General features: G+C 32.5%; 31 protein-coding genes and 1 tRNA gene. 29 read left to right on the top strand and 3 right to left on the bottom strand.

Annotation, left to right across the window (positions count from 1 at the left end; translation table 11 throughout):
* Position 1: 1 nt before the first annotated feature.
* Positions 2-991 (bottom strand): phosphoribosylformylglycinamidine cyclo-ligase, encoded by a 990-nt coding sequence (gene purM, locus CAMP18498_RS06290; protein WP_263683955.1) that lies wholly within the window; start codon positions 989-991, stop codon positions 2-4.
* A gap of 58 nt (positions 992-1,049) precedes the next feature.
* Here purM and coaE point away from each other — a divergent pair, with 58 nt between their 5' ends.
* Genes coaE through CAMP18498_RS06275 form a run of 3 tightly spaced genes read left to right on the top strand, consistent with a single transcriptional unit; the run spans position 1,050 to position 3,071 of the window.
* Entirely contained in the window at positions 1,050-1,643 is a 594-nt protein-coding gene (gene coaE / locus CAMP18498_RS06285) for a dephospho-CoA kinase (RefSeq protein WP_337198030.1), read from the top strand.
* Positions 1,640-2,389, top strand: coding sequence for a diaminopimelate epimerase (gene dapF / locus CAMP18498_RS06280; protein ID WP_337198029.1), 750 nt, complete (start codon positions 1,640-1,642; stop codon positions 2,387-2,389). The genes coaE and dapF overlap by 4 nt, the downstream gene beginning before the upstream one ends.
* Positions 2,364-3,071 (top strand): glucosaminidase domain-containing protein, encoded by a 708-nt coding sequence (locus CAMP18498_RS06275; RefSeq protein ID WP_337198028.1) that lies wholly within the window; start codon positions 2,364-2,366, stop codon positions 3,069-3,071. Before dapF ends, CAMP18498_RS06275 begins: the two co-directional genes overlap by 26 nt.
* Here the strand turns inward: CAMP18498_RS06275 and CAMP18498_RS06270 are convergent.
* Together CAMP18498_RS06270 and CAMP18498_RS06265 are read right to left on the bottom strand one after the other, a co-directional pair.
* Complete coding sequence (locus CAMP18498_RS06270; protein WP_337198027.1) at positions 3,068-4,129, bottom strand: ATP-binding protein; 1,062 nt, start codon at positions 4,127-4,129, stop codon at positions 3,068-3,070. The genes CAMP18498_RS06275 and CAMP18498_RS06270 overlap by 4 nt on opposite strands.
* 18 nt (positions 4,130-4,147) lie before the next feature.
* Positions 4,148-4,223 (bottom strand) — tRNA-Ala (locus tag CAMP18498_RS06265).
* A gap of 228 nt (positions 4,224-4,451) precedes the next feature.
* On the opposite strand from CAMP18498_RS06265, the gene rpsJ reads away from it, so the two are divergent.
* The 26 genes from rpsJ to CAMP18498_RS06135 all read left to right on the top strand — a co-directional run bounded on the left by rpsJ (position 4,452) and on the right by CAMP18498_RS06135 (position 17,875).
* Positions 4,452-4,763 carry a 30S ribosomal protein S10 gene (gene rpsJ / locus CAMP18498_RS06260; protein ID WP_012660810.1) on the top strand — a complete coding sequence of 104 codons (312 nt, stop codon included), beginning with the start codon at positions 4,452-4,454 and terminating at the stop codon, positions 4,761-4,763.
* Between the two features lie 9 nt (positions 4,764-4,772).
* Entirely contained in the window at positions 4,773-5,348 is a 576-nt protein-coding gene (gene rplC, locus CAMP18498_RS06255; protein ID WP_012660811.1) for a 50S ribosomal protein L3, read from the top strand.
* Entirely contained in the window at positions 5,345-5,959 is a 615-nt protein-coding gene (gene rplD / locus CAMP18498_RS06250; RefSeq protein WP_337198026.1) for a 50S ribosomal protein L4, read from the top strand. The genes rplC and rplD overlap by 4 nt, the downstream gene beginning before the upstream one ends.
* A gap of 1 nt (position 5,960) precedes the next feature.
* The gene (locus CAMP18498_RS06245) at positions 5,961-6,242 is read left to right on the top strand and encodes a 50S ribosomal protein L23 (protein WP_039617139.1); all 282 of its coding nucleotides are present in this window, start codon (positions 5,961-5,963) and stop codon (positions 6,240-6,242) included.
* A 1-nt stretch (position 6,243) separates the two neighbouring features.
* Positions 6,244-7,074 carry a 50S ribosomal protein L2 gene (rplB, locus tag CAMP18498_RS06240; protein ID WP_039617141.1) on the top strand — a complete coding sequence of 277 codons (831 nt, stop codon included), beginning with the start codon at positions 6,244-6,246 and terminating at the stop codon, positions 7,072-7,074.
* Between the two features lies 1 nt (position 7,075).
* Positions 7,076-7,357: a 30S ribosomal protein S19 gene (gene rpsS / locus CAMP18498_RS06235; RefSeq protein ID WP_039617142.1), complete on the top strand. Its 282-nt coding sequence runs from the start codon at positions 7,076-7,078 to the stop codon at positions 7,355-7,357.
* Between the two features lie 9 nt (positions 7,358-7,366).
* On the top strand, positions 7,367-7,741 hold the full coding sequence (rplV, locus tag CAMP18498_RS06230; protein ID WP_039617143.1) for a 50S ribosomal protein L22: 375 nt from the start codon (positions 7,367-7,369) through the stop codon (positions 7,739-7,741).
* Position 7,742: 1 nt separating this feature from the next.
* On the top strand, positions 7,743-8,444 hold the full coding sequence (gene rpsC / locus CAMP18498_RS06225) for a 30S ribosomal protein S3 (protein WP_039617145.1): 702 nt from the start codon (positions 7,743-7,745) through the stop codon (positions 8,442-8,444).
* Between the two features lie 2 nt (positions 8,445-8,446).
* Positions 8,447-8,872 (top strand): 50S ribosomal protein L16, encoded by a 426-nt coding sequence (gene rplP, locus CAMP18498_RS06220; RefSeq protein ID WP_012660818.1) that lies wholly within the window; start codon positions 8,447-8,449, stop codon positions 8,870-8,872.
* Entirely contained in the window at positions 8,859-9,044 is a 186-nt protein-coding gene (gene rpmC / locus CAMP18498_RS06215; RefSeq protein WP_012660819.1) for a 50S ribosomal protein L29, read from the top strand. Before rplP ends, rpmC begins: the two co-directional genes overlap by 14 nt.
* 9 nt (positions 9,045-9,053) lie before the next feature.
* Positions 9,054-9,305, top strand: a complete 252-nt coding sequence (rpsQ, locus tag CAMP18498_RS06210) for a 30S ribosomal protein S17 (protein ID WP_039617148.1) — start codon at positions 9,054-9,056, stop codon at positions 9,303-9,305.
* Positions 9,305-9,673 (top strand): 50S ribosomal protein L14, encoded by a 369-nt coding sequence (gene rplN / locus CAMP18498_RS06205; protein ID WP_012660821.1) that lies wholly within the window; start codon positions 9,305-9,307, stop codon positions 9,671-9,673. Before rpsQ ends, rplN begins: the two co-directional genes overlap by 1 nt.
* Entirely contained in the window at positions 9,673-9,900 is a 228-nt protein-coding gene (gene rplX, locus CAMP18498_RS06200) for a 50S ribosomal protein L24 (protein WP_012660822.1), read from the top strand. The genes rplN and rplX overlap by 1 nt, the downstream gene beginning before the upstream one ends.
* Before the next feature lies 1 nt (position 9,901).
* Positions 9,902-10,447, top strand: coding sequence for a 50S ribosomal protein L5 (gene rplE, locus CAMP18498_RS06195; protein WP_012660823.1), 546 nt, complete (start codon positions 9,902-9,904; stop codon positions 10,445-10,447).
* A gap of 1 nt (position 10,448) precedes the next feature.
* Entirely contained in the window at positions 10,449-10,634 is a 186-nt protein-coding gene (locus CAMP18498_RS06190) for a type Z 30S ribosomal protein S14 (RefSeq protein WP_012660824.1), read from the top strand.
* Positions 10,635-10,646: 12 nt separating this feature from the next.
* Positions 10,647-11,042, top strand: coding sequence for a 30S ribosomal protein S8 (gene rpsH / locus CAMP18498_RS06185; protein ID WP_039617152.1), 396 nt, complete (start codon positions 10,647-10,649; stop codon positions 11,040-11,042).
* Between the two features lie 78 nt (positions 11,043-11,120).
* A complete protein-coding gene (rplF, locus tag CAMP18498_RS06180; RefSeq protein WP_039617154.1) occupies positions 11,121-11,657 on the top strand; it encodes a 50S ribosomal protein L6 in 537 nt (178 codons plus the stop codon).
* Between the two features lie 9 nt (positions 11,658-11,666).
* Positions 11,667-12,023, top strand: a complete 357-nt coding sequence (gene rplR / locus CAMP18498_RS06175) for a 50S ribosomal protein L18 (RefSeq protein WP_039617157.1) — start codon at positions 11,667-11,669, stop codon at positions 12,021-12,023.
* A gap of 16 nt (positions 12,024-12,039) precedes the next feature.
* Positions 12,040-12,483, top strand: coding sequence for a 30S ribosomal protein S5 (rpsE, locus tag CAMP18498_RS06170; RefSeq protein WP_039617161.1), 444 nt, complete (start codon positions 12,040-12,042; stop codon positions 12,481-12,483).
* A gap of 3 nt (positions 12,484-12,486) precedes the next feature.
* The gene (gene rplO / locus CAMP18498_RS06165; protein WP_039617163.1) at positions 12,487-12,879 is read left to right on the top strand and encodes a 50S ribosomal protein L15; all 393 of its coding nucleotides are present in this window, start codon (positions 12,487-12,489) and stop codon (positions 12,877-12,879) included.
* Complete coding sequence (secY, locus tag CAMP18498_RS06160; RefSeq protein ID WP_047207857.1) at positions 12,879-14,141, top strand: preprotein translocase subunit SecY; 1,263 nt, start codon at positions 12,879-12,881, stop codon at positions 14,139-14,141. Before rplO ends, secY begins: the two co-directional genes overlap by 1 nt.
* 40 nt (positions 14,142-14,181) lie before the next feature.
* Positions 14,182-14,922, top strand: a complete 741-nt coding sequence (murI, locus tag CAMP18498_RS06155) for a glutamate racemase (protein ID WP_337198025.1) — start codon at positions 14,182-14,184, stop codon at positions 14,920-14,922.
* A gap of 115 nt (positions 14,923-15,037) precedes the next feature.
* Positions 15,038-16,069 carry a type II asparaginase gene (locus CAMP18498_RS06150; RefSeq protein WP_263726778.1) on the top strand — a complete coding sequence of 344 codons (1,032 nt, stop codon included), beginning with the start codon at positions 15,038-15,040 and terminating at the stop codon, positions 16,067-16,069.
* A 79-nt stretch (positions 16,070-16,148) separates the two neighbouring features.
* On the top strand, positions 16,149-16,796 hold the full coding sequence (locus tag CAMP18498_RS06145) for a ferritin family protein (protein WP_012660833.1): 648 nt from the start codon (positions 16,149-16,151) through the stop codon (positions 16,794-16,796).
* 54 nt (positions 16,797-16,850) lie between these two features.
* Positions 16,851-17,324: a DNA-deoxyinosine glycosylase gene (locus CAMP18498_RS06140; RefSeq protein WP_337198024.1), complete on the top strand. Its 474-nt coding sequence runs from the start codon at positions 16,851-16,853 to the stop codon at positions 17,322-17,324.
* Entirely contained in the window at positions 17,324-17,875 is a 552-nt protein-coding gene (locus CAMP18498_RS06135; protein ID WP_337198023.1) for a ribonuclease HII, read from the top strand. The genes CAMP18498_RS06140 and CAMP18498_RS06135 overlap by 1 nt, the downstream gene beginning before the upstream one ends.
* Positions 17,876-17,910 lie beyond the last annotated feature (35 nt).

The following is a 17,910-nucleotide window of genomic DNA, read 5'->3' as shown; positions in this document are numbered from 1 at the left end:
ATCATTCTAAAACAACCCCTTCATTTAATACAACTTCACCTATTACATAAGCGTCTGAGTTTTCTAAAACTTTTCCTACATTAGATGGATCTACTACCATAACTAAACCCACACCCATATTAAAGCTTCTGTACATTTCAGCTTCTTCTACGCTTTGGCCTATTTGGTAAAAAATTTCAGGAGTTTTTAGATGATGTTTTCTGATGATTGCACCTATTCCTCTTGGGAAAACTCTAGGTAAATTTTCTACCAAACCACCGCCAGTGATATGAGCTAGTGCATTAATGAATGGTTTTAATTTTAAAAAGTCTTTTACATAAATTCTTGTAGGTTCAAGCAAGATATCGATTAAATTTTTACCCTCTATTTTATCATCAAATTTAAGCTTTTGTGCTTCAAATAATACTTTTCTAGCTAAAGAATATCCATTAGAATGAAGCCCGCTACTAGGCAAAGCTAGTAAAATGTCTCCATTTTTGACAAAATTTCTTCTATCTATCTCATCTTTTTCAGCCATACCTACTGAAAAACCTGCTAAGTCAAAATCATTGCTATGATACATGCCAGGCATTTCAGCGGTTTCTCCACCTATTAAAGCACAATTTGCTTTTTTACAACCATTAGCAATCCCTGCTACAACTTTTTTAGCAACTTCCACATCTAACTTTGCGGTTGCATAATAGTCTAGAAAAAACAAAGGCGTAGCAAAATTACAAATTAAATCATTCACACACATTGCTACTAAATCCTCGCCTATAGTGTCAAATTTTTGACTATCAATAGCAAGGCGCAACTTCGTACCCACTCCATCAGTTGCTGCTAGCATAACAGGATTTTTAAAACCACTTGGCATAGCAAAAGCACCCGAAAAAGAGCCTATGCCACCTAAAACATTTTCATTAAAAGTTTCTTTTACTAAAGGCTTGATTGCTTCTACAAAAGCATTGCCATTGTCTATACTTACGCCCGCATCTTCATAGCTTATATTCATTTATCTTCCTTTAAGAATTTAAAAGGTATTTTAACTAAAAATGTTTTAAGGCTAAATTATGCAAAATGCTTATTTTGTAACATCAAGTATAGCAGGTGGAAAGTCAAGCTTTATAAAAATAGTTCAAAATTTGGGTTTTGATACTTTAAGCGCAGATGTGATAGCTCATGAGCTTTTAAATGAAAATGCAAATTTTATAGCTAAGCTTTTTAACAATGATGATTTGCTCATAGCTGGAAAAATAGATAGAAAAAAACTTGGCACTATTGTATTTAATGATTTAAACGCCAAAAAAAAGTTAGAAGATTTTTTACATCCTAAAATCAAAGAAGTGATTTTGCAAAAAGCTCAAATTTTAGATAAAAGCAACAAGGCTTTTTTTATAGAACTGCCTTTATTTTTTGAAAATAATCATTATCAAAATTTAGGAAAAAGTATATTGATTTATACTCCAAAAGAACTTTTGCTTCAAAGATTAATGCAAAGAGATAATTTAGATGAAAATGAAGCCTTAAAAAGAATTGATTTACAACTTGATATAGAAGAAAAACTAAAAAAAGCAGATTTTGTGATAAAAAATACTTCAGGTTATGAAAATTTTGAGAAAAATGTGCTAAATTTTTTAAAACACACTTTAAAGGTTGAAAAATGAAATTTTACAAGTACTGTGCTAGCGGGAATGATTTTGTGGTGTTTGCAGATAGCGAAAAGAAGGATCGCAGTGAATTAGCTAGAATTCTTTGCAATCGTTATGAGGGCATAGGCGCTGATGGACTTATAGTGGTAGTGCCTCATGATAGATATGATTTTGAATGGGAATTTTATAATTGTGATGGGAGTAAAGCAAGTATGTGTGGTAATGGCTCACGCGCAGCAGCGCATTTTGCTCATCATTATTTAAAAAAATCTCAATATTTAAATTTCTTAACCGGTGCAGGACTTATAAAATCTTTTGTTGATGATGATATGGTTGAAGTCAAACTTAGTGGGGTAAAGGATATCAAAGAAGCTTTTGAGTATAAGGGTAGAATTTGGCAAGGTTGTAATACAGGAGTTCCACACATAGTAACCTTTGTAGATAGTTTAAACGAATTTGATGTCAATTTATGCAAAGAAGTGCGTAAAAAATATAATGCAAATGTTAATTTTGCTAAAGTGGAAGATGAAGAGTTTATAAGAGTTAGAACTTATGAGCGTGGGGTGGAAGATGAGACTTTAGCTTGTGGTACGGGCATGGGGGCTTGTTTTTACTTAGCGTATTTAAATCAAAAAGTAAAAGATGATATTTTGGTAAAGCCAAAAATCAATGAAAGTTTGCATTTTAGATTAGAAGAGGATCAAATATTTTTTAGAGGAAAGGTGAAGTGCTGTTTTGAAGCTGATTATAATTTTGCTTAGTAGTGTTTTATTTTTAAAAGCTGAATTTATAGCAGGTTTTGATGAGCAATACTATACTTTAAGTATAAAAGAAAAGCGTGAAGTTTTTATCAAAAAAATCAATGCTTTATTAGATGTTTCTTTTAAAGAGATAGAAAAAGAAAAAGAATTTATAGAATTTTTCTTTAAAGAAGCCATAAAGAATAATTTTAGAAAGCTAAATACTAATGCTGTGCAAAAACTATGGTCTTTAAAAGAAAAATACCGTGTTAAAAATTTATACGATCACAAAGAGTACCAAATGCGTATCCAAAAGGTGCCAAAGTCTTTAGCCATAGCTCAAGCAATTATTGAAAGTGCAACTGGCACAAGTCGTTTTGCTAAAGAGGCAAATAATTTATTTGGAGAATGGACTTGGGGTGAAAAAGGTTTAATTCCAAAAGAAAGAGGCGAGGGTAAAACTCATAAAATTCGTATATTTGATAGCTTACAAGAAAGTGTGGATTCATACTTGCTTAATTTAAATCGCCACGATGCTTATAAAGAATTTAGGGCTTGGCGATGGAATACTATAAGTGAAAATAAAAAACTTGATGGTAAAGAAGCAGCAAGTCATTTAGAAAAATACTCAGAGATTAAAAGTAATTATACTAAGCTTATTTTATCTATTATCGAGCAACATAATCTTGATGAGTTAGATTAATTACCCAAGGCCCACTCATCAAAAGGTAAAATCATCACGCGCACCCCTTCAATGAAAAACTCATCTCTTTGTGAAAGCGTGATGATATAAATAGTTGAAAGTGCGAGTTGGTTTTTACTAAGTATTTTTTTGACTTTTAAGCTAAGTAAATCTTTATCTTTAAAGGGTGAGCATAAAAATGCATTTTTAAGACTTGGTAAGTAAAAATCAAAATGCTTAGTATAAAAAATTTCTTGTTTAAATTTAAATAACTCGCTTAAAATCAAATTTTCAAACAAAGCACTAAAGTCTTTTTGTATGCTTAGAGAATTTTTTAATGAAAAGTCACAAAAATATACTTTTTTTAAATTTTTTTCAAGATTTTTTACAAAATACAAAGTGTAGTTTGATTCTAGTTTTTCTATGCTTTTATATAAGGTGTCTTTGGAAATTTTTATACTATTTTTTAGAGTCTTTAATAGTTCATTAACACTAAATTCATTCCCAAGTTCTAAGGCAATTTGTTTGAGTATGGTAAGCTCTAATGGGGTATAAAAGCTTTTTAGGTATGATGAGTTTGTGTTAAAGTTGTGATTTAAAATCACATTGCGTCCTGTGTGTAAAAAATAACTTACCATGGTTTTGGTATCAGCATATTTTTTATTTAGACTTAAAAATTCTTCAAAGTCTAAATAATCCAAATGAAGTTCTTCAAACTGATCTAAGCAAAAATTACTATCACAAACACTTATTATGATTTGCAAATTAAGGTGTTTTAAACTAGCAAAGTCAAAATCATGAGCAAAGTTGCAAAGTGCGAGGAATTTAATCTGTGGATTATAAGTTAAAAACGAATTTAAATTTATTAAAGCGCTTGCTTGAAATTTCAAATCATCACAATCAATAAAAAGTATATTTTCTGCTTTATATAAAGACAAAAAATTTAAAATCAAATTTTTCTTACCACTTGCAAAACCACCTTTTATGATGATGTTTTTATGGGTTTGGATTTGAATTTTTCTTTCATCAAATTTTTGAAATTTTGGGTAATTATCGTAAAAAAATTGTAGTGATTTCATAAATTTCTTTATACTAAATGGTGGAGCATAGCGGGTTCGAACCGCTGACCCCAACGCTGCCAGCGTTGTGCTCTCCCAGCTGAGCTAATGCCCCTTTAGATTTTGAAATCATACTATATCTTTTCTTAGATTTTCTTAATGTATAAAAAATCTTATAAATTTGATAAAATTTAATTTTTATCCTTTTTAAAAGGAAAATAATTAAAAAAAAATGTATAAATTTCTTGACATAGCAAAGGCTCTTTTTATATAATCTCAACATCATTTTATATGGTGGTTAGATTCTTATGGGTCTAACGAGTTCTTTACAAAGGAAAAAAATATGGAAAGAATCAGGCTTAAGCTAAAAGCTTATGACCACAGAGTTCTAGATCGCACAGTTGCAGCAATTGTAGAAGCTGTTAAAAGAACAGGTGCTGACATCAGAGGTCCAGTGCCAATGCCTACAAAAATCAAAAGATACACAGTTTTGAAATCTCCACACATCAATAAAGATTCACGCGAACAATTTGAGATGAGAATTCATGCTCGTATGCTTGATATTGTAGCAGCTACTCCAGATACAGTAGATTCACTCACTAAGCTTGACTTGGCTCCAGAGGTCAATGTTGAAGTAAGAGCTATGGGTAAATAAGGATAGAATATGGAATACATTGTAGAAAAAATTGGTATGAGTAGAACAATCAGCACACCAAGCATTCCTGTAACCTTACTTAAACTTGTTCAAACTAAAGTATGTGAAGTAGAAAATGGAAAAGCTTTGGTTGCTTATGTAAAAGGCAAAGCAAATAATAAATGCATTGCAGGTCAGCAAAAAAAATACAATCTTTCAGCTGAATATAATAGATTTGCTTCTTTAGAAGTGGCAAATACAGAAGCAGGTGATATTGATCTTAATCCTTTAAAAGAAGCTTCTATCTTAAAAGTAAGCTTTAATTCTAAAGGTAGAGGTTATAGTGGGGTTGTTAAAAGACACGGATTTGCTGGAGGTCCTGCAAGTCACGGTTCAAGATTCCACAGACGTCACGGATCAATCGGTAACCGCGAATGGCCAGGTCGTGTTCAACCAGGTATGAAAATGGCAGGTCATTATGGTAATGTAAAAGTTACTGTTAAAAATGAAGTAGTTTCATTTGATGAAGAAAATGGCATCTTAGTAGTAAAAGGTGCGGTACCAGGATTTAATGGTGCTATGGGTAAAATAAGGATTGCAAAATGAGTAAAGTAACTGTTTTAAATGATAAATTTGAAAAAGCTAGTGAACTCGATCTTCCAGCAAAATATGCAGAAGTTAATCCTCACAACCTTTATTTATATGTAAAATCTTATCTTGCTAGCCTTAGAGCAAACACAGCTCATACTAAAGGTAGAAGCGATGTAAGCGGTGGTGGTAAAAAACCATGGAGACAAAAAGGTCGTGGTGGTGCAAGAGCAGGTTCAACAAGAACGAATGTTTGGGTTGGTGGTGCTGTGGCATTTGGTCCTACAAACAATCGTAACTATTTCCAAAAAGTTAATAAAAAACAAAAACGCTTAGCGCTTGAAAGAGCATTGGCTGATAAAGCACAAAACAATGCATTATTCTCATTAGATAGTTTAAGCATTGAAAGCGGTAAAACAAAAGATGCAAATGCAGTTATTAAAAAGCTTGGTTTAAAAGATGCTTTAATTGTAAAAGATTTACTAGATGAAAAAACACTTCTTGCTTTTAGAAACTTAGCAAATTGCTATGTAGTTGATATTAGCGAAGTAAATGCTTATTTAGTATCTGTATTTAATGCTGTTATCATTGAAAAAGCAGCGCTTGAATCTATCGTAAAAGAGGGTTAAAATGGCAGATATTACTGATATAAAAACAATACTTTACACTGAAAAAAGCTTAAACCTTCAAGAGCAAGGTGTTGTAGTTATTCAAACTTCTCCAAAAATGACTAAAAATGGTCTAAAAGAAGTTTTAAGAGAATATTTTGGTGTAACTCCAGTAAGAATTAATTCTTTAAAAATGGATGGAAAAGTAAAGCGTTTTAGAGGTCGTGAAGGTCAAAGAAATAGCTTTAAAAAATTCTATGTTAAGCTACCAGAAGGTGTGAGCTTAGAAAGTTCGGAGGCATAAGATGGCAATTAAAACTTATAAACCATATACTCCAAGTAGAAGATACATCACAGGTGTAAGCTCTGATGATATCACAGCAAAAGCTAGTGTACGTTCATTACTTGTAAAACTTCCAGCTCATGCAGGTCGTAACAATAATGGTAGAATCACAAGCCGTCATAAAGAAGCAGGTGCTAAAAAACTTTACAGAATTATAGATTTTAAAAGAAGAAAATTTGGTATTGAGGGCAAAGTTGAAGCAATCGAGTACGATCCATACAGAAATTGTCGTATTGCATTAATCTCTTATAGAGATGGTGAAAAAAGATACATCTTACAACCAAAAGGTTTAAGTGTTGGTGATGTTGTTTGTGCTGCTGAAAGCGGACTTGACATTAAACCAGGTAATGCAATGAAATTAAGAAACATCCCAGTGGGTACTATCGTACACAATATTGAGTTAAAGCCAGGTAAAGGCGGTCAAATGATCCGTTCAGCAGGTGCTTATGCTCAATTAATGGGTAAAGAAGAAAAATACGTTATTTTAAGACTTGCAAGTGGTGAAATGAGACAAGTTTTAGCTGAATGTATGGCAAGTATCGGTGAAGTTGGTAATGAAGAATGGTCAAATGTGACTATCGGTAAAGCTGGTAGAAATCGCCATAGAGGTATTCGTCCTCAAACAAGAGGTTCTGCGATGAACCCAGTTGATCACCCACACGGCGGGGGTGAAGGTAAGAAAAATTCAGGCCGTCATCCAGTTACTCCATGGGGTAAACCAACTAAAGGTGCTAAAACTCGCCGTAAAAAAGCTAGCGATAAGCTAATAATTTCAAGAAGAAAAGGAAAGTAAGATGGCTAGGTCACTAAAAAAAGGTCCTTTTGTTGATGACCATGTAATGAAAAAAGTCATCGCTGCTAAAAAAGCTAACGATGGTAAGCCAATTAAAACTTGGTCAAGACGCAGCACTATTATACCTGATATGATAGGTTTAACTTTTAATGTTCATAATGGAAAAAGCTTTATCCCAGTATATGTTACTGAAAATCATATCGGTTACAAATTAGGTGAATTTGCACCTACTAGAACATTTAAGGGTCACAAAGGCTCTGTTCAGAAAAAAATAGGTAAGTAAGGGAGATTTATGAGTAGAGCGTTAATTAAATTCATAAGATTATCTCCAACTAAAGCGAGATTGATTGCTAGAGAAGTTCAAGGTATGAATGCAGAGCTTGCATTAGCTAGTTTGAAATTTATGCCAAATAAAGGTGCTAAATTTATAGCAAATGCTATTTCAAGTGCTGTAGCAAATGGCGGATTTGAAGCAAATGAAGTTGTTGTTTCAAGTTGTCGTGTTGATGCTGGTGCGGTTTTAAAAAGATTTAGACCAAGAGCTAGAGGAAGTGCTAGTCGTATTAGAAAGCCAACTTCACACATTTTGGTAGAAGTTAGTAAAGTAGAAGCAAGTGCTGAAAAAACTACAAAAGCTAAAAAAGCATCAGTGAAAAAGGAAAGCTAATATGGGACAAAAAGTAAATCCGATTGGTTTAAGACTAGGAATTAATAGAAATTGGGAATCAAGATGGTTTCCTACAAAAGCTAATTTAGCAGAAAATATTGGTGAAGATTATAAAATCAGAACTTTCTTAAAAAGAAAACTTTATTATGCAGGAATTAGCCAAATTCTTGTAGAAAGAACAGCGAAAAAATTAAGAGTAACTGTTGTAGCTGCAAGACCAGGGATTATTATTGGTAAAAAAGGTAGTGATGTTGATATTTTAAGAAAAGAACTTCAAGATTTAATCAAAAAAGAAGTTAATATCAATATCAAAGAAGAAAGAAAAGCGGGTGCTTCAGCTCAGCTTGCAGCTGAAAGTGTTGCTACTCAACTTGAAAAAAGAATTGCTTTTAGAAGAGCAATGAAAAAAGTAATTCAAGGAGCGCAAAAAGCAGGTGCTAAAGGGATTAAAGTTTCAGTTTCAGGTCGTTTAGGTGGTGCTGAAATGGCAAGAACTGAATGGTACCTAGAAGGTCGTGTTCCACTTCACACTTTAAGAGCAAAAATCGATTATGGTTTTGCAGAAGCACATACTACTTATGGAAACATAGGTATTAAAGTATGGATCTTCAAAGGTGAAGTTTTACAAAAGGGTGTTCAACCTGAAAAAACCGAAGAAAACGCTCCAGCTAAAAAAACTAGAAGAGCAAGAAGAGGTAAATAATCATGTTAATGCCAAAAAGAACAAAATATCGTAAAATGATGAAAGGGCGTAACAGAGGTTATGCCAACAGAGGGACTGAATTTACTTTTGGTGATTTTGCCCTAAAAGCAACTGAAGCTGGCCGTATCAATTCACGTCAAATCGAAGCAGCTCGTATTGCTTTAACTCGTTTTGTAAAAAGACAAGGTAAAACTTGGATTAGAGTTTTCCCAGATAAACCTCTAACTAAAAAACCTTTAGAAACTCGTATGGGTAAAGGTAAAGGTGCAGTTGAGGAATGGGTAATGAACATTAAACCAGGTCGTATCATTTATGAAATGGCAGGGGTTAATGAAGAAATGGCAAGACAAGCTTTAACTTTAGCGATGCATAAATTGCCATTTAAAACTAAGTTTGTTACAAGAGAGAGCCAAAATGAAATATACTGAGATTAAAGATAAAACAGCAGGTGAGCTTGCAACAATGCTAAAAGAAAAAAAGGTGCTTTTATTTACTTTAAGACAAAAGCTAAAAACAATGCAGCTAACTAATCCTAAAGAGATTAGCGAAGTTAAAAAAGACATCGCTAGAATCAATACTGCAATTAGCGCTTTAAAATAAGGATAGAAAATGGCATTTAAAAGAGAAATTCAAGGCGTTGTTGTTCAAATTGCTGGAGATAAAACAGCAACAATTTTGGTTGAAAGAAAAGTGGTTCACCCAAAATACAGAAAAATCGTAAAACGCTTTAAAAAATATTTAATTCATGATGAAAGAAATGAACTTAAAGTGGGAAATACTGTAGTTGCTATTGAATGTAGACCACTTTCTAAGAGAAAATCATTTCGCTTAAAAACTATAGTATCAGCAGGAGTTGAGTAATGATTCAAAGTTTTACTAGGCTTGCAGTTGCTGATAATAGCGGCGCAAAAGAATTAATGTGTATTAAGGTTTTAGGTGGTAGTAAAAGAAGATACGCTACTGTTGGTGATGTAATCGTTGCATCTGTAAAAAAAGCTCTACCAAATGGTAAAGTTAAAAAAGGTCAAGTAGTAAAAGCAGTTATCGTTAGAACTAAAAAAGAAATTCATAGAGATAATGGTTCTTTAATTCGTTTTGATGAAAATGCAGCAGTTATTCTTGATGCCAAAAGAGAGCCTATCGGAACGCGTATTTTTGGACCAGTAGGTCGTGAAGTAAGATATGGTGGCTTTATGAAAATTGTTTCACTAGCACCGGAGGTGTTGTAATGAAATTAAAAATTAAAAAGAATGATATGGTAAAAGTTATCGCAGGCGATGACAAAGGCAAAACAGGTAAAGTTTTAGCAGTATTCCCTAAAACAAATAAAGTAATTGTTGAGGGTTGTAAAATCGCTAAAAAAGCTGTTAAGCCAAGTGATAAAAATCCAAATGGCGGTTTTATCAACAAAGAAATGCCAATGGATATTTCAAATGTAGCAAAGGCAGGAGAATAAGATGATGAGATTGAAAGAAAAATATACTCAAAATATCAAACCTGCTTTAGTAAAAGAATTTGATATCAAAAATCCTATGCTTATTCCTTTTATTGAAAAAGTTGTAATCAGCGTAGGTGCTGGGGAATTAGCAAAAGATCAAAAAGTATTACAAAATGTTGCAGATACTATTTCATTGATCGCTGGACAAAAAGCAGTTATCACAAAAGCTAAAAAATCAGTTGCTGGTTTTAAAGTGAGAGAAGGCTTCCCAGTAGGTGTAATGGTAACATTAAGAAAAGACAATATGTATGCTTTCTTAGATAAGCTTATTACTATAGCTCTTCCTCGTGTTAAAGACTTTAGAGGTCTTCCAAGAGATGGTTTTGATGGAAGAGGAAACTATAACTTTGGTTTAGATGAGCAGTTAATGTTCCCAGAAGTTGAATATGATAAAATCTTAAGAACTCATGGTATGAACATTTCTATCGTTACAACAGCAAAATCAGATAAAGAGGCACAAAAATTATTAGAATTATTTGGCGTGCCATTTGCAAAAGGAAAGTAATATGGCTAAAAAATCAATGATTGCAAAAGCTGCCCGCAAACCTAAATTTAGCGTTAGAGGGTATACTAGATGCCAAATTTGTGGAAGACCACATTCAGTTTATAGAGATTTTGGAATTTGCAGAGTTTGCTTAAGAAAAATGGCAAATGAAGGTTTAATTCCTGGTCTTAAAAAAGCAAGTTGGTAAGAGGAAAGAACCATGATAAATGATTTAATTTCAGATTCACTAACAAGAATTAGAAATGCAGGGATGAGAAGATTAGAAACTACTCAACTTTTGCATTCTAAAGTTATCGAAGCTTTACTTGGAATTTTCCAAGCTAAAGGCTATATTGAAAGCTTTAATGTTATTGAAGAGGATAAAAAGAAATTCATCAATGTAGTTTTAAAATACGATGAAAAAGGTAAAAGCGTAATTAACGAAGTTAAGCGTATTTCTAAACCTGGTCGTCGTGTTTATAAAGGCAAAGATGAGATCAAAAGATTTAAAAACGGTTATGGTACTATCGTAGTAAGCACTTCAAAAGGTGTTTTAGCTAACGACGAAGCTTACAAAGCAGGCGTTGGCGGCGAAGTTTTATGTACTATTTGGTAAGAGTTTCTACTTTTTATGGTATTCGGTATCCATTCTTATAAAGTAGTCATATCGTAGACAAGTAAAAAGGAAAAATGAATGTCTCGTATAGGTAAACAACCAGTTGCTATTCCAAGTGGAGTAGAAGTAAAATTAGAAGGTAACTTGCTAAAATTCAAAAAAGGAAATTTAGCAAAAGAGCTTGATACAAAAGCAAATGTTAATGTTGAGATTAAAGAAGGACAAATTCTTTTCTCTCCTAAAGGTGAAGATAGACAAAGTAGAGCTTATTGGGGAACTTATAGAGCTTTAGCTCAAAACATCATCATCGGTTTAACCGATGGTTTTAGCAAAACTTTAGAAATCAACGGTGTTGGTTATAAAGCTGCGTTAAAAGGTAAAGTTCTTGAACTTGCTTTAGGTTTTTCTCATCCTATCAACTATGCTATTCCAGAAGGCATAGAAATTACTGTTGATAAAAACAATGTTATTATCAAAGGTAGTGATAAACAAGTGGTAGGTCAAGTTGCTGCTCAAATTCGTGAATTTAGACCACCTGAGCCTTACAAAGGAAAAGGTGTTAAATATTCAGATGAGCGTATTATCCGCAAAGCTGGTAAGACATCTAAGAAGTAAGGATAGAATATGAGAGCAAATGTATTAAAAAGAAAAATATCTTTAAGAATTAAAAGAAAAAAAAGAATTAGAGCAAAAATTTCAGGAACACAAGCTCTTCCAAGAGTTTCTGTTTTCAAATCAAACAGAACTTTATATATCCAAGCTATCGATGATGTTAAAGCAGTAACTTTAGCAGCAGTAGATGGAAGAAAAATTGGTGTTAAAGCAAATAAAGAAGGTGCTAAAAAAATAGCAGCTGAATTTGCAAAAGTTTTAAAAGCTAAAAACATAGAAGAAGCAGTGTTTGATAGAAATGGTTATTTATACCATGGTGTGATTGCAGCATTAGCTGAAGCACTAAGAGAAAACGGAATCAAACTATAACCCAAAAGGAAGATCGATGGAAAAATATAATAGAGAAGAATTTGAAGAAGTAATCGTCGATATCGGCAGGGTTACTAAGGTTGTTAAAGGTGGTAGAAGATTTAGATTTACTGCTTTAGTTATCGTTGGAAATAGAAAAGGTTTAGTTGGTGTGGGCTATGGAAAAGCTAAAGAAGTTCCAGATGCTATAAGAAAAGCAGTTGATGATGCTTTTAAAAACATTGTTGAAGTTAAAACAAAAGGTTCAACTATCCCTCATGATGTAGAAGTAAAATACAACGCAAGTAGAATTTTACTTAAACCAGCAAGCGAAGGTACAGGGGTTATTGCAGGTGGTTCAACACGTCCTATCGTGGAACTTGCAGGTATTAAAGACATTTTAACTAAGTCTTTAGGTTCAAATAATTCAGCAAATGTTGTGCGTGCTACTATCAAAGCACTTACAATGCTTAAAGGATAATCAATGAATTTAACAAAAGCACCAGGTTCAACACACAAAACCAAAAGAATAGGCCGTGGTCAAGGTAGTGGTATGGGTAAAACTTCTACTAAAGGTGGAAAAGGCCAAACTGCTAGAAAAGGTTATAATGAAAAAAGAGGTTTTGAAGGGGGTCAACAACCACTTCAAAGACGCTTACCAAAAGTAGGCTTTACTTCTAAATTTGAAAAACCTTATGTGATTAATGTTGAAAAAATCACAGCAATCAAAGAGCTTAGCGAAATTACATTTGAAACAATCAATAGCATTCATAAGCTTTCAAAAAATGTAAATAAAGTTAAGCTTATTGGGGCAAGCGCTAAAGATCTTGCTAGTAAAATTAAAGACGAGAAGATTACTTTTAGCGGACAAAAATAATGAATAAAACATTGACAAATAAAATTCTCATAACATTAGCTTTTTTATTCGCTTATAGAATATTAGCTTATGTTCCAGTTCCGGGGGTTAATGTCAGTGTTATCAAGGAATTTTTTGATTCTAATGCATCTAATGCATTAGGCTTGTTTAATATGTTTAGTGGGGGTGCTGCTGAAAGACTTAGCATCATCTCTCTAGGCATTATGCCTTATATTACTGCTTCGATTATTATGGAGCTTTTAGCGGCAACTTTTCCTAATATAGGAAAAATGAAAAAAGAACGCGATGGTATGCAAAAATATATGCAAATTATCCGTTATGCTACTATAGCTATCACTTTGATACAAAGTATAGGCGTTTCTATAGGTTTACAAAGTCTTCATGGAAAAGCAGGTCAATCAGCCATTATGATTGATATGAATACTTTTATCGCACTTTCTGCTGTTTCTATGCTTGCAGGTACCATGCTTTTGATGTGGATAGGTGAGCAAATCACTCAACGCGGTATAGGAAATGGTATTTCTTTAATCATCTTTGGTGGTATTGTTTCTACAATTCCAGGTGCAATTAGTGGAACAGTAAATTTGGTAAATACAGGTGAGATGAATTTCTTGACTATCATTGCCATTTTAGTTGTAATTTTACTTACTATTTGGGCTATTATAGTAGTAGAGCTTGGAGAAAGAAGAATTCCTATTTCTTACTCAAGAAAAGTAATCATGCAAAATCAAAACAAACGCATTATGAATTATATACCTATTAAGATCAACTTAAGTGGGGTAATTCCTCCTATTTTTGCAAGTGCGATTTTGATGTTTCCAAGTACTATTTTGCAAACAAGTACAAATGAATATGTGTTAAAAATTTATGACTTTTTAAATCCAAACGGATTTTTCTTTCATTTTTTAACATTCTTACTTGTTATTTTCTTTGCGTATTTTTATGCATCAATTGTATTTAACGCAAAAGATATAGCTGAAAATCTTAAAAGACAAGGTGGTTTCATACCAGGTATTAGACCAGGTGAAGGAACTGCAAATTATCTTAATGAAGTAGCGTCAAGACTTACCTTGTCAGGTTCTATTTATTTAGGGCTTGTAGCTACATTACCATGGCTTATTGTGAAGTTGTTTGGTGTGCCTTTTTATTTTGGTGGAACTTCTGTTTTGATCGTAGTTCAAGTAGCACTTGATACTATGAGAAAAATTGAAGCTCAAATTTATATGAATAAATACCAAACTTTAAGTGCAGTAGGCTTATAAGAAAGTAGATTTTCTACTTTCTTCTCTTTTAAGGATTTTGATGAGACTAGGCGTTTTTGATAGTGGTGTAGGTGGGCTTAGTGTTTTAAAATCTTTACTTCAAGCAAAACTTTTTAAAGAATATATCTACTATGGGGATACTGCAAGAGTGCCTTATGGGGTTAAAGATAAAGAAACTATCATTAAATTTTCTCTAGAAGCTTTAGAATTTTTCAAAGAAAAAAAAGTAGATATGCTTATCATTGCGTGCAATACAGTTAGTGCGCATGCTTTAGAAATTCTAAAAGCAAATGCACCATTTCCGGTTCTTGGAGTTATAGAAGCAGGAGTTTTAGCAGTTAAAAACTCTTTAGAAGATAAAAACTCTAATATATTAGTCATTGCAACTCAAGCTACCGTGGATTCTCACGCTTATAAGCAAGCTTTAATCAAAGAAGGCTTTTTAAAAGTAGAAGAAAAAGCAACGGGGCTTTTTGTACCTATGATTGAAGAAGGGATTTTTCAAGGAGATTTTTTAAAAGCCGCTTTTGAGTATTATTTTAATAAGCTCAAATTTCATCCTAATGCTCTAATCTTAGCATGCACGCATTTTCCTTTAATCGCTCATTCTTTGGAAGAGTATTTTGGCAAAAACACAAAACTTATTCATTCAGGTGAAGCTATAGCTTTGCAATTACAGCAAGAATTTAACTTAACATCAATCCAAGAAGAAGCTAATATCGAATTTTATGCTTCAAGTGATGTAGAAAAACTAAAAAAAATTGCAAATTTATGGCTTTAAATTAATAGCTATTTACTAAAGTATTTTTTATATTAATAATTTATTTTTATTTAAACATAGTTGCATTATAATCTTTATCATTTCTAATGAAAGGACTAACATGAAAAAAATGTTAATGTGTGCAGCTATGGCACTAAGTTTAGGAGCAGGAATTTTGGAAGCAAAACCAAAAGTTGCAATTTTAGCTACAGGTGGAACTATTGCAGGTTCGATTGATAGTTCAGTAGCTACTACAGGTTATACAGCTGGTGTTTTGGGGGTTGATACTTTGATTAAAGCAGTACCTCAAATTCAAGATTTAGCGGTAATTAGCGGAGATCAAATTGCTAATATTGATAGCAAAGATATGACAAATGAAATTTGGCTAAAACTTGCTAAAGAAGTTAATAGACTTTTAAAATCTGATGTAGATGGAGTTGTAATTACCCATGGTACTGATACTATGGAAGAAACTGCATATTTCCTAAATTTAACTGTAAAAAGCGACAAACCTGTTGTTTTGGTTGGTGCAATGCGCCCATCAACTGCAATTAGTGCAGATGGTCCTAAAAATCTTTACAATGCTGTAGCATTAGCAGCAAATCCACAAGCAAAAAATAAAGGCGTAATGGTAGCTATGAATGATAGAATTCAAAGTGCTAGGGGCGTTATGAAAACCCATAGTTTAAATGTAAATGCATTTAGCTCACCAGATATGGGTGATATGGGTTATATAGTAGATGGAAAAGCATTTTTCTATAATACTAATACAAAATTACACACTAAAAAATCTCCATTTGATGTTAGCAAACTAAAAGAATTACCAAAAGTAGATATTCTTTATAGTTATGCAAATGATGGTAGCGGTGTTGCAGCAAAAGCTTTGTTTGAAAATGGAACTAAAGGCATAGTTGTGGCTGGAACAGGTGCTGGTAGTATTCATGATTATCAAAAAGATGTGTTAAAAGAATTGCTTAAAAAAGGTCTTAATGTAGCGGTAAGCTCACGCGTAGTAGCTGGTAGAGTTGCGGTAAGTGATGCTGATGCAAAACTTGGTTTCATTGATACAGGTGATATGAGTCCTCAAAAAGCTAGAGTATTATTAATGCTTGCTCTAACTAAAACAAGCGATCCTAAGAAAATCCAAGAATATTTCTTAAAATACTAAAATCTTAAACACCCAAATGCTAAAATAACATTTGGGTGGATTTTTCAATCAAAACCTTAATTAATCACAAGGATATTAAATGAAACAATATGAAAGTTATAAATGCCAAAAATGTGGCAATGAAGTAGAAGTGCAAAATGTAGGCGGTGGAAAGCTTAGTTGCTGTGGTCAAGAAATGGAGTGTATTACTAAAGATCTAACAGCTGTAAATTTAATGAAAGCTTTTGCTGGCGAATCTATGGCAAGAAATAAATACGATTTATTTGCAGATATTGCTCAAGAAGAAGGTTGGCATGCTATTGCGAAACATTTTAGAGAAGCTGCAGAAAATGAAAAATGGCACGCAAGAGCTGAGTTTAAAGCTTATCATGAATTAGTAGATGGTAAAGCTTTAGAAGAAACTGCTAAAAATTTAATTTGTGCAGCAGAAGGTGAAAACTATGAGCATACCACTATGTATCCAAATTTTGCAAAAATCGCAGAAGATGAGGGCAAAAGAAATATAGCAAGATTATTTACAGCTATAGGTAAAGTAGAAATTGAACATGAAAGAGAATATCTAGCGCTTAAAAAAATGCTTGAAGAAGAAGATTTCTTTAATTCAGAAGTAGAAGAATTATGGGTTTGTGAAGTTTGTGGGCATATACACCGTGGCAAAAAAGCACCAAATGCCTGTCCTTTATGTAAAGCTCCAAAAGAATACTTCAAACGCGAATTTTTAGGATAATTTTAAAAACCTTGATAAAAATGATAAAATATTTTATTTTTATCAAGGTCTAATATGCAAATTCTAACTCATCCTTTTGAACCTTTTTTTGATGAAAACTCAAAAGTTTTGATACTAGGTTCTTTTCCATCTATTAAATCAAGAGAAGAAAATTTTTATTATCAACATAGTAAAAATCGTTTTTGGCGTATTTTTGAAATATTATTTGAGTGTGAGTTAAAAACAGTGCAAGAGCAAAAGGCTTTTTTAAAAGCAAATCATATGGCGCTTTGGGATGTTATAGCAAGTTGTAAGATAAAAAATTCAGATGATAAAACTATTTCTTATGCTAAAGCAAATGATATAAATATTATTTTAGATAAAGCAAATATAGAAAAAATTTATGTATTAGGTAAAGTTGCAAGTAAATATTTTACTAAATTTCATCCTGATAAAGATTTTTTTGAACTTCCTTCAAGCTCTCCTGCTAATATGAATTATTCTTTAGAAAATTTAGTAGAAAAATATAGCATTATAAAGGAAAAATAATGGCTTTGGTTGGAGTAGATGAGGCCGGGCGTGGAGCTTTGGCTGGAGATATGCACATAGGAGCTTGCAAGCTTTTAAAAAATATTGATGGTTTGGCTGATTCTAAAAAATTAAGTGCAAAAAAAAGAGAAGAACTATATGAGCAAATTCTTCACCATTCAAATTTTTTAATCCTTGCTTTTTCGCCTTTGCAGATTGATACTTTAGGGCTTAGTCAGTGTTTGCAACTAGCTTTAAACATCATCAAAAAACATTTTAACCAAGATGAGATTTTATATGATGGAAATTTAAATTATGGTGTTTTGGGCATAAAAACTATGATTAAAGCTGATATGAAAGTACAAGAAGTTTCAGCAGCTAGCATATTAGCCAAAGTAAGTCGTGATCAAAAAATGTGTTATTTTTCTAAAATATATAATAATTATGATTTTGATAAACACAAAGGTTATGGTACAAAAGCTCATATAGAAAAGATTAAAGTATTTGGTTATTCTCCCTTGCACCGCAAAAGCTTTATGTTAAAGTGTTTTGAGAAAAGCTTATTTGATTAAATTGTGTGATTTTTACACTTTTGTATTTTGAATTT

The sequence above is a fragment of the Campylobacter sp. W0066.2 genome (assembly GCF_024723515.1).
Taxonomy (GTDB): domain Bacteria; phylum Campylobacterota; class Campylobacteria; order Campylobacterales; family Campylobacteraceae; genus Campylobacter_D.
This window is presented reverse-complemented; position numbering and strand designations above follow the sequence as displayed.

Bases quoted from the DNA above. Each gene is read 5' to 3' on its own strand.
- purM (WP_263683955.1), bottom strand. From the start codon at position 991: ATGAATATAAGCTATGAAGATGCGGGCGTAAGTATAGACAATGGCAAT.
- coaE (WP_337198030.1), top strand. From the start codon at position 1,050: ATGCAAAATGCTTATTTTGTAACATCAAGTATAGCAGGTGGAAAGTCA.
- dapF (WP_337198029.1), top strand. From the start codon at position 1,640: ATGAAATTTTACAAGTACTGTGCTAGCGGGAATGATTTTGTGGTGTTT.
- CAMP18498_RS06270 (WP_337198027.1), bottom strand. From the start codon at position 4,129: ATGAAATCACTACAATTTTTTTACGATAATTACCCAAAATTTCAAAAA.
- rpsJ (WP_012660810.1), top strand. From the start codon at position 4,452: ATGGAAAGAATCAGGCTTAAGCTAAAAGCTTATGACCACAGAGTTCTA.
- rplC (WP_012660811.1), top strand. From the start codon at position 4,773: ATGGAATACATTGTAGAAAAAATTGGTATGAGTAGAACAATCAGCACA.
- rplD (WP_337198026.1), top strand. From the start codon at position 5,345: ATGAGTAAAGTAACTGTTTTAAATGATAAATTTGAAAAAGCTAGTGAA.
- CAMP18498_RS06245 (WP_039617139.1), top strand. From the start codon at position 5,961: ATGGCAGATATTACTGATATAAAAACAATACTTTACACTGAAAAAAGC.
- rplB (WP_039617141.1), top strand. From the start codon at position 6,244: ATGGCAATTAAAACTTATAAACCATATACTCCAAGTAGAAGATACATC.
- rpsS (WP_039617142.1), top strand. From the start codon at position 7,076: ATGGCTAGGTCACTAAAAAAAGGTCCTTTTGTTGATGACCATGTAATG.
- rplV (WP_039617143.1), top strand. From the start codon at position 7,367: ATGAGTAGAGCGTTAATTAAATTCATAAGATTATCTCCAACTAAAGCG.
- rpsC (WP_039617145.1), top strand. From the start codon at position 7,743: ATGGGACAAAAAGTAAATCCGATTGGTTTAAGACTAGGAATTAATAGA.
- rplP (WP_012660818.1), top strand. From the start codon at position 8,447: ATGTTAATGCCAAAAAGAACAAAATATCGTAAAATGATGAAAGGGCGT.
- rpmC (WP_012660819.1), top strand. From the start codon at position 8,859: ATGAAATATACTGAGATTAAAGATAAAACAGCAGGTGAGCTTGCAACA.
- rpsQ (WP_039617148.1), top strand. From the start codon at position 9,054: ATGGCATTTAAAAGAGAAATTCAAGGCGTTGTTGTTCAAATTGCTGGA.
- rplN (WP_012660821.1), top strand. From the start codon at position 9,305: ATGATTCAAAGTTTTACTAGGCTTGCAGTTGCTGATAATAGCGGCGCA.
- rplX (WP_012660822.1), top strand. From the start codon at position 9,673: ATGAAATTAAAAATTAAAAAGAATGATATGGTAAAAGTTATCGCAGGC.
- rplE (WP_012660823.1), top strand. From the start codon at position 9,902: ATGATGAGATTGAAAGAAAAATATACTCAAAATATCAAACCTGCTTTA.
- CAMP18498_RS06190 (WP_012660824.1), top strand. From the start codon at position 10,449: ATGGCTAAAAAATCAATGATTGCAAAAGCTGCCCGCAAACCTAAATTT.
- rpsH (WP_039617152.1), top strand. From the start codon at position 10,647: ATGATAAATGATTTAATTTCAGATTCACTAACAAGAATTAGAAATGCA.
- rplF (WP_039617154.1), top strand. From the start codon at position 11,121: ATGTCTCGTATAGGTAAACAACCAGTTGCTATTCCAAGTGGAGTAGAA.
- rplR (WP_039617157.1), top strand. From the start codon at position 11,667: ATGAGAGCAAATGTATTAAAAAGAAAAATATCTTTAAGAATTAAAAGA.
- rpsE (WP_039617161.1), top strand. From the start codon at position 12,040: ATGGAAAAATATAATAGAGAAGAATTTGAAGAAGTAATCGTCGATATC.
- rplO (WP_039617163.1), top strand. From the start codon at position 12,487: ATGAATTTAACAAAAGCACCAGGTTCAACACACAAAACCAAAAGAATA.
- secY (WP_047207857.1), top strand. From the start codon at position 12,879: ATGAATAAAACATTGACAAATAAAATTCTCATAACATTAGCTTTTTTA.
- murI (WP_337198025.1), top strand. From the start codon at position 14,182: ATGAGACTAGGCGTTTTTGATAGTGGTGTAGGTGGGCTTAGTGTTTTA.
- CAMP18498_RS06150 (WP_263726778.1), top strand. From the start codon at position 15,038: ATGTGTGCAGCTATGGCACTAAGTTTAGGAGCAGGAATTTTGGAAGCA.
- CAMP18498_RS06145 (WP_012660833.1), top strand. From the start codon at position 16,149: ATGAAACAATATGAAAGTTATAAATGCCAAAAATGTGGCAATGAAGTA.
- CAMP18498_RS06140 (WP_337198024.1), top strand. From the start codon at position 16,851: ATGCAAATTCTAACTCATCCTTTTGAACCTTTTTTTGATGAAAACTCA.
- CAMP18498_RS06135 (WP_337198023.1), top strand. From the start codon at position 17,324: ATGGCTTTGGTTGGAGTAGATGAGGCCGGGCGTGGAGCTTTGGCTGGA.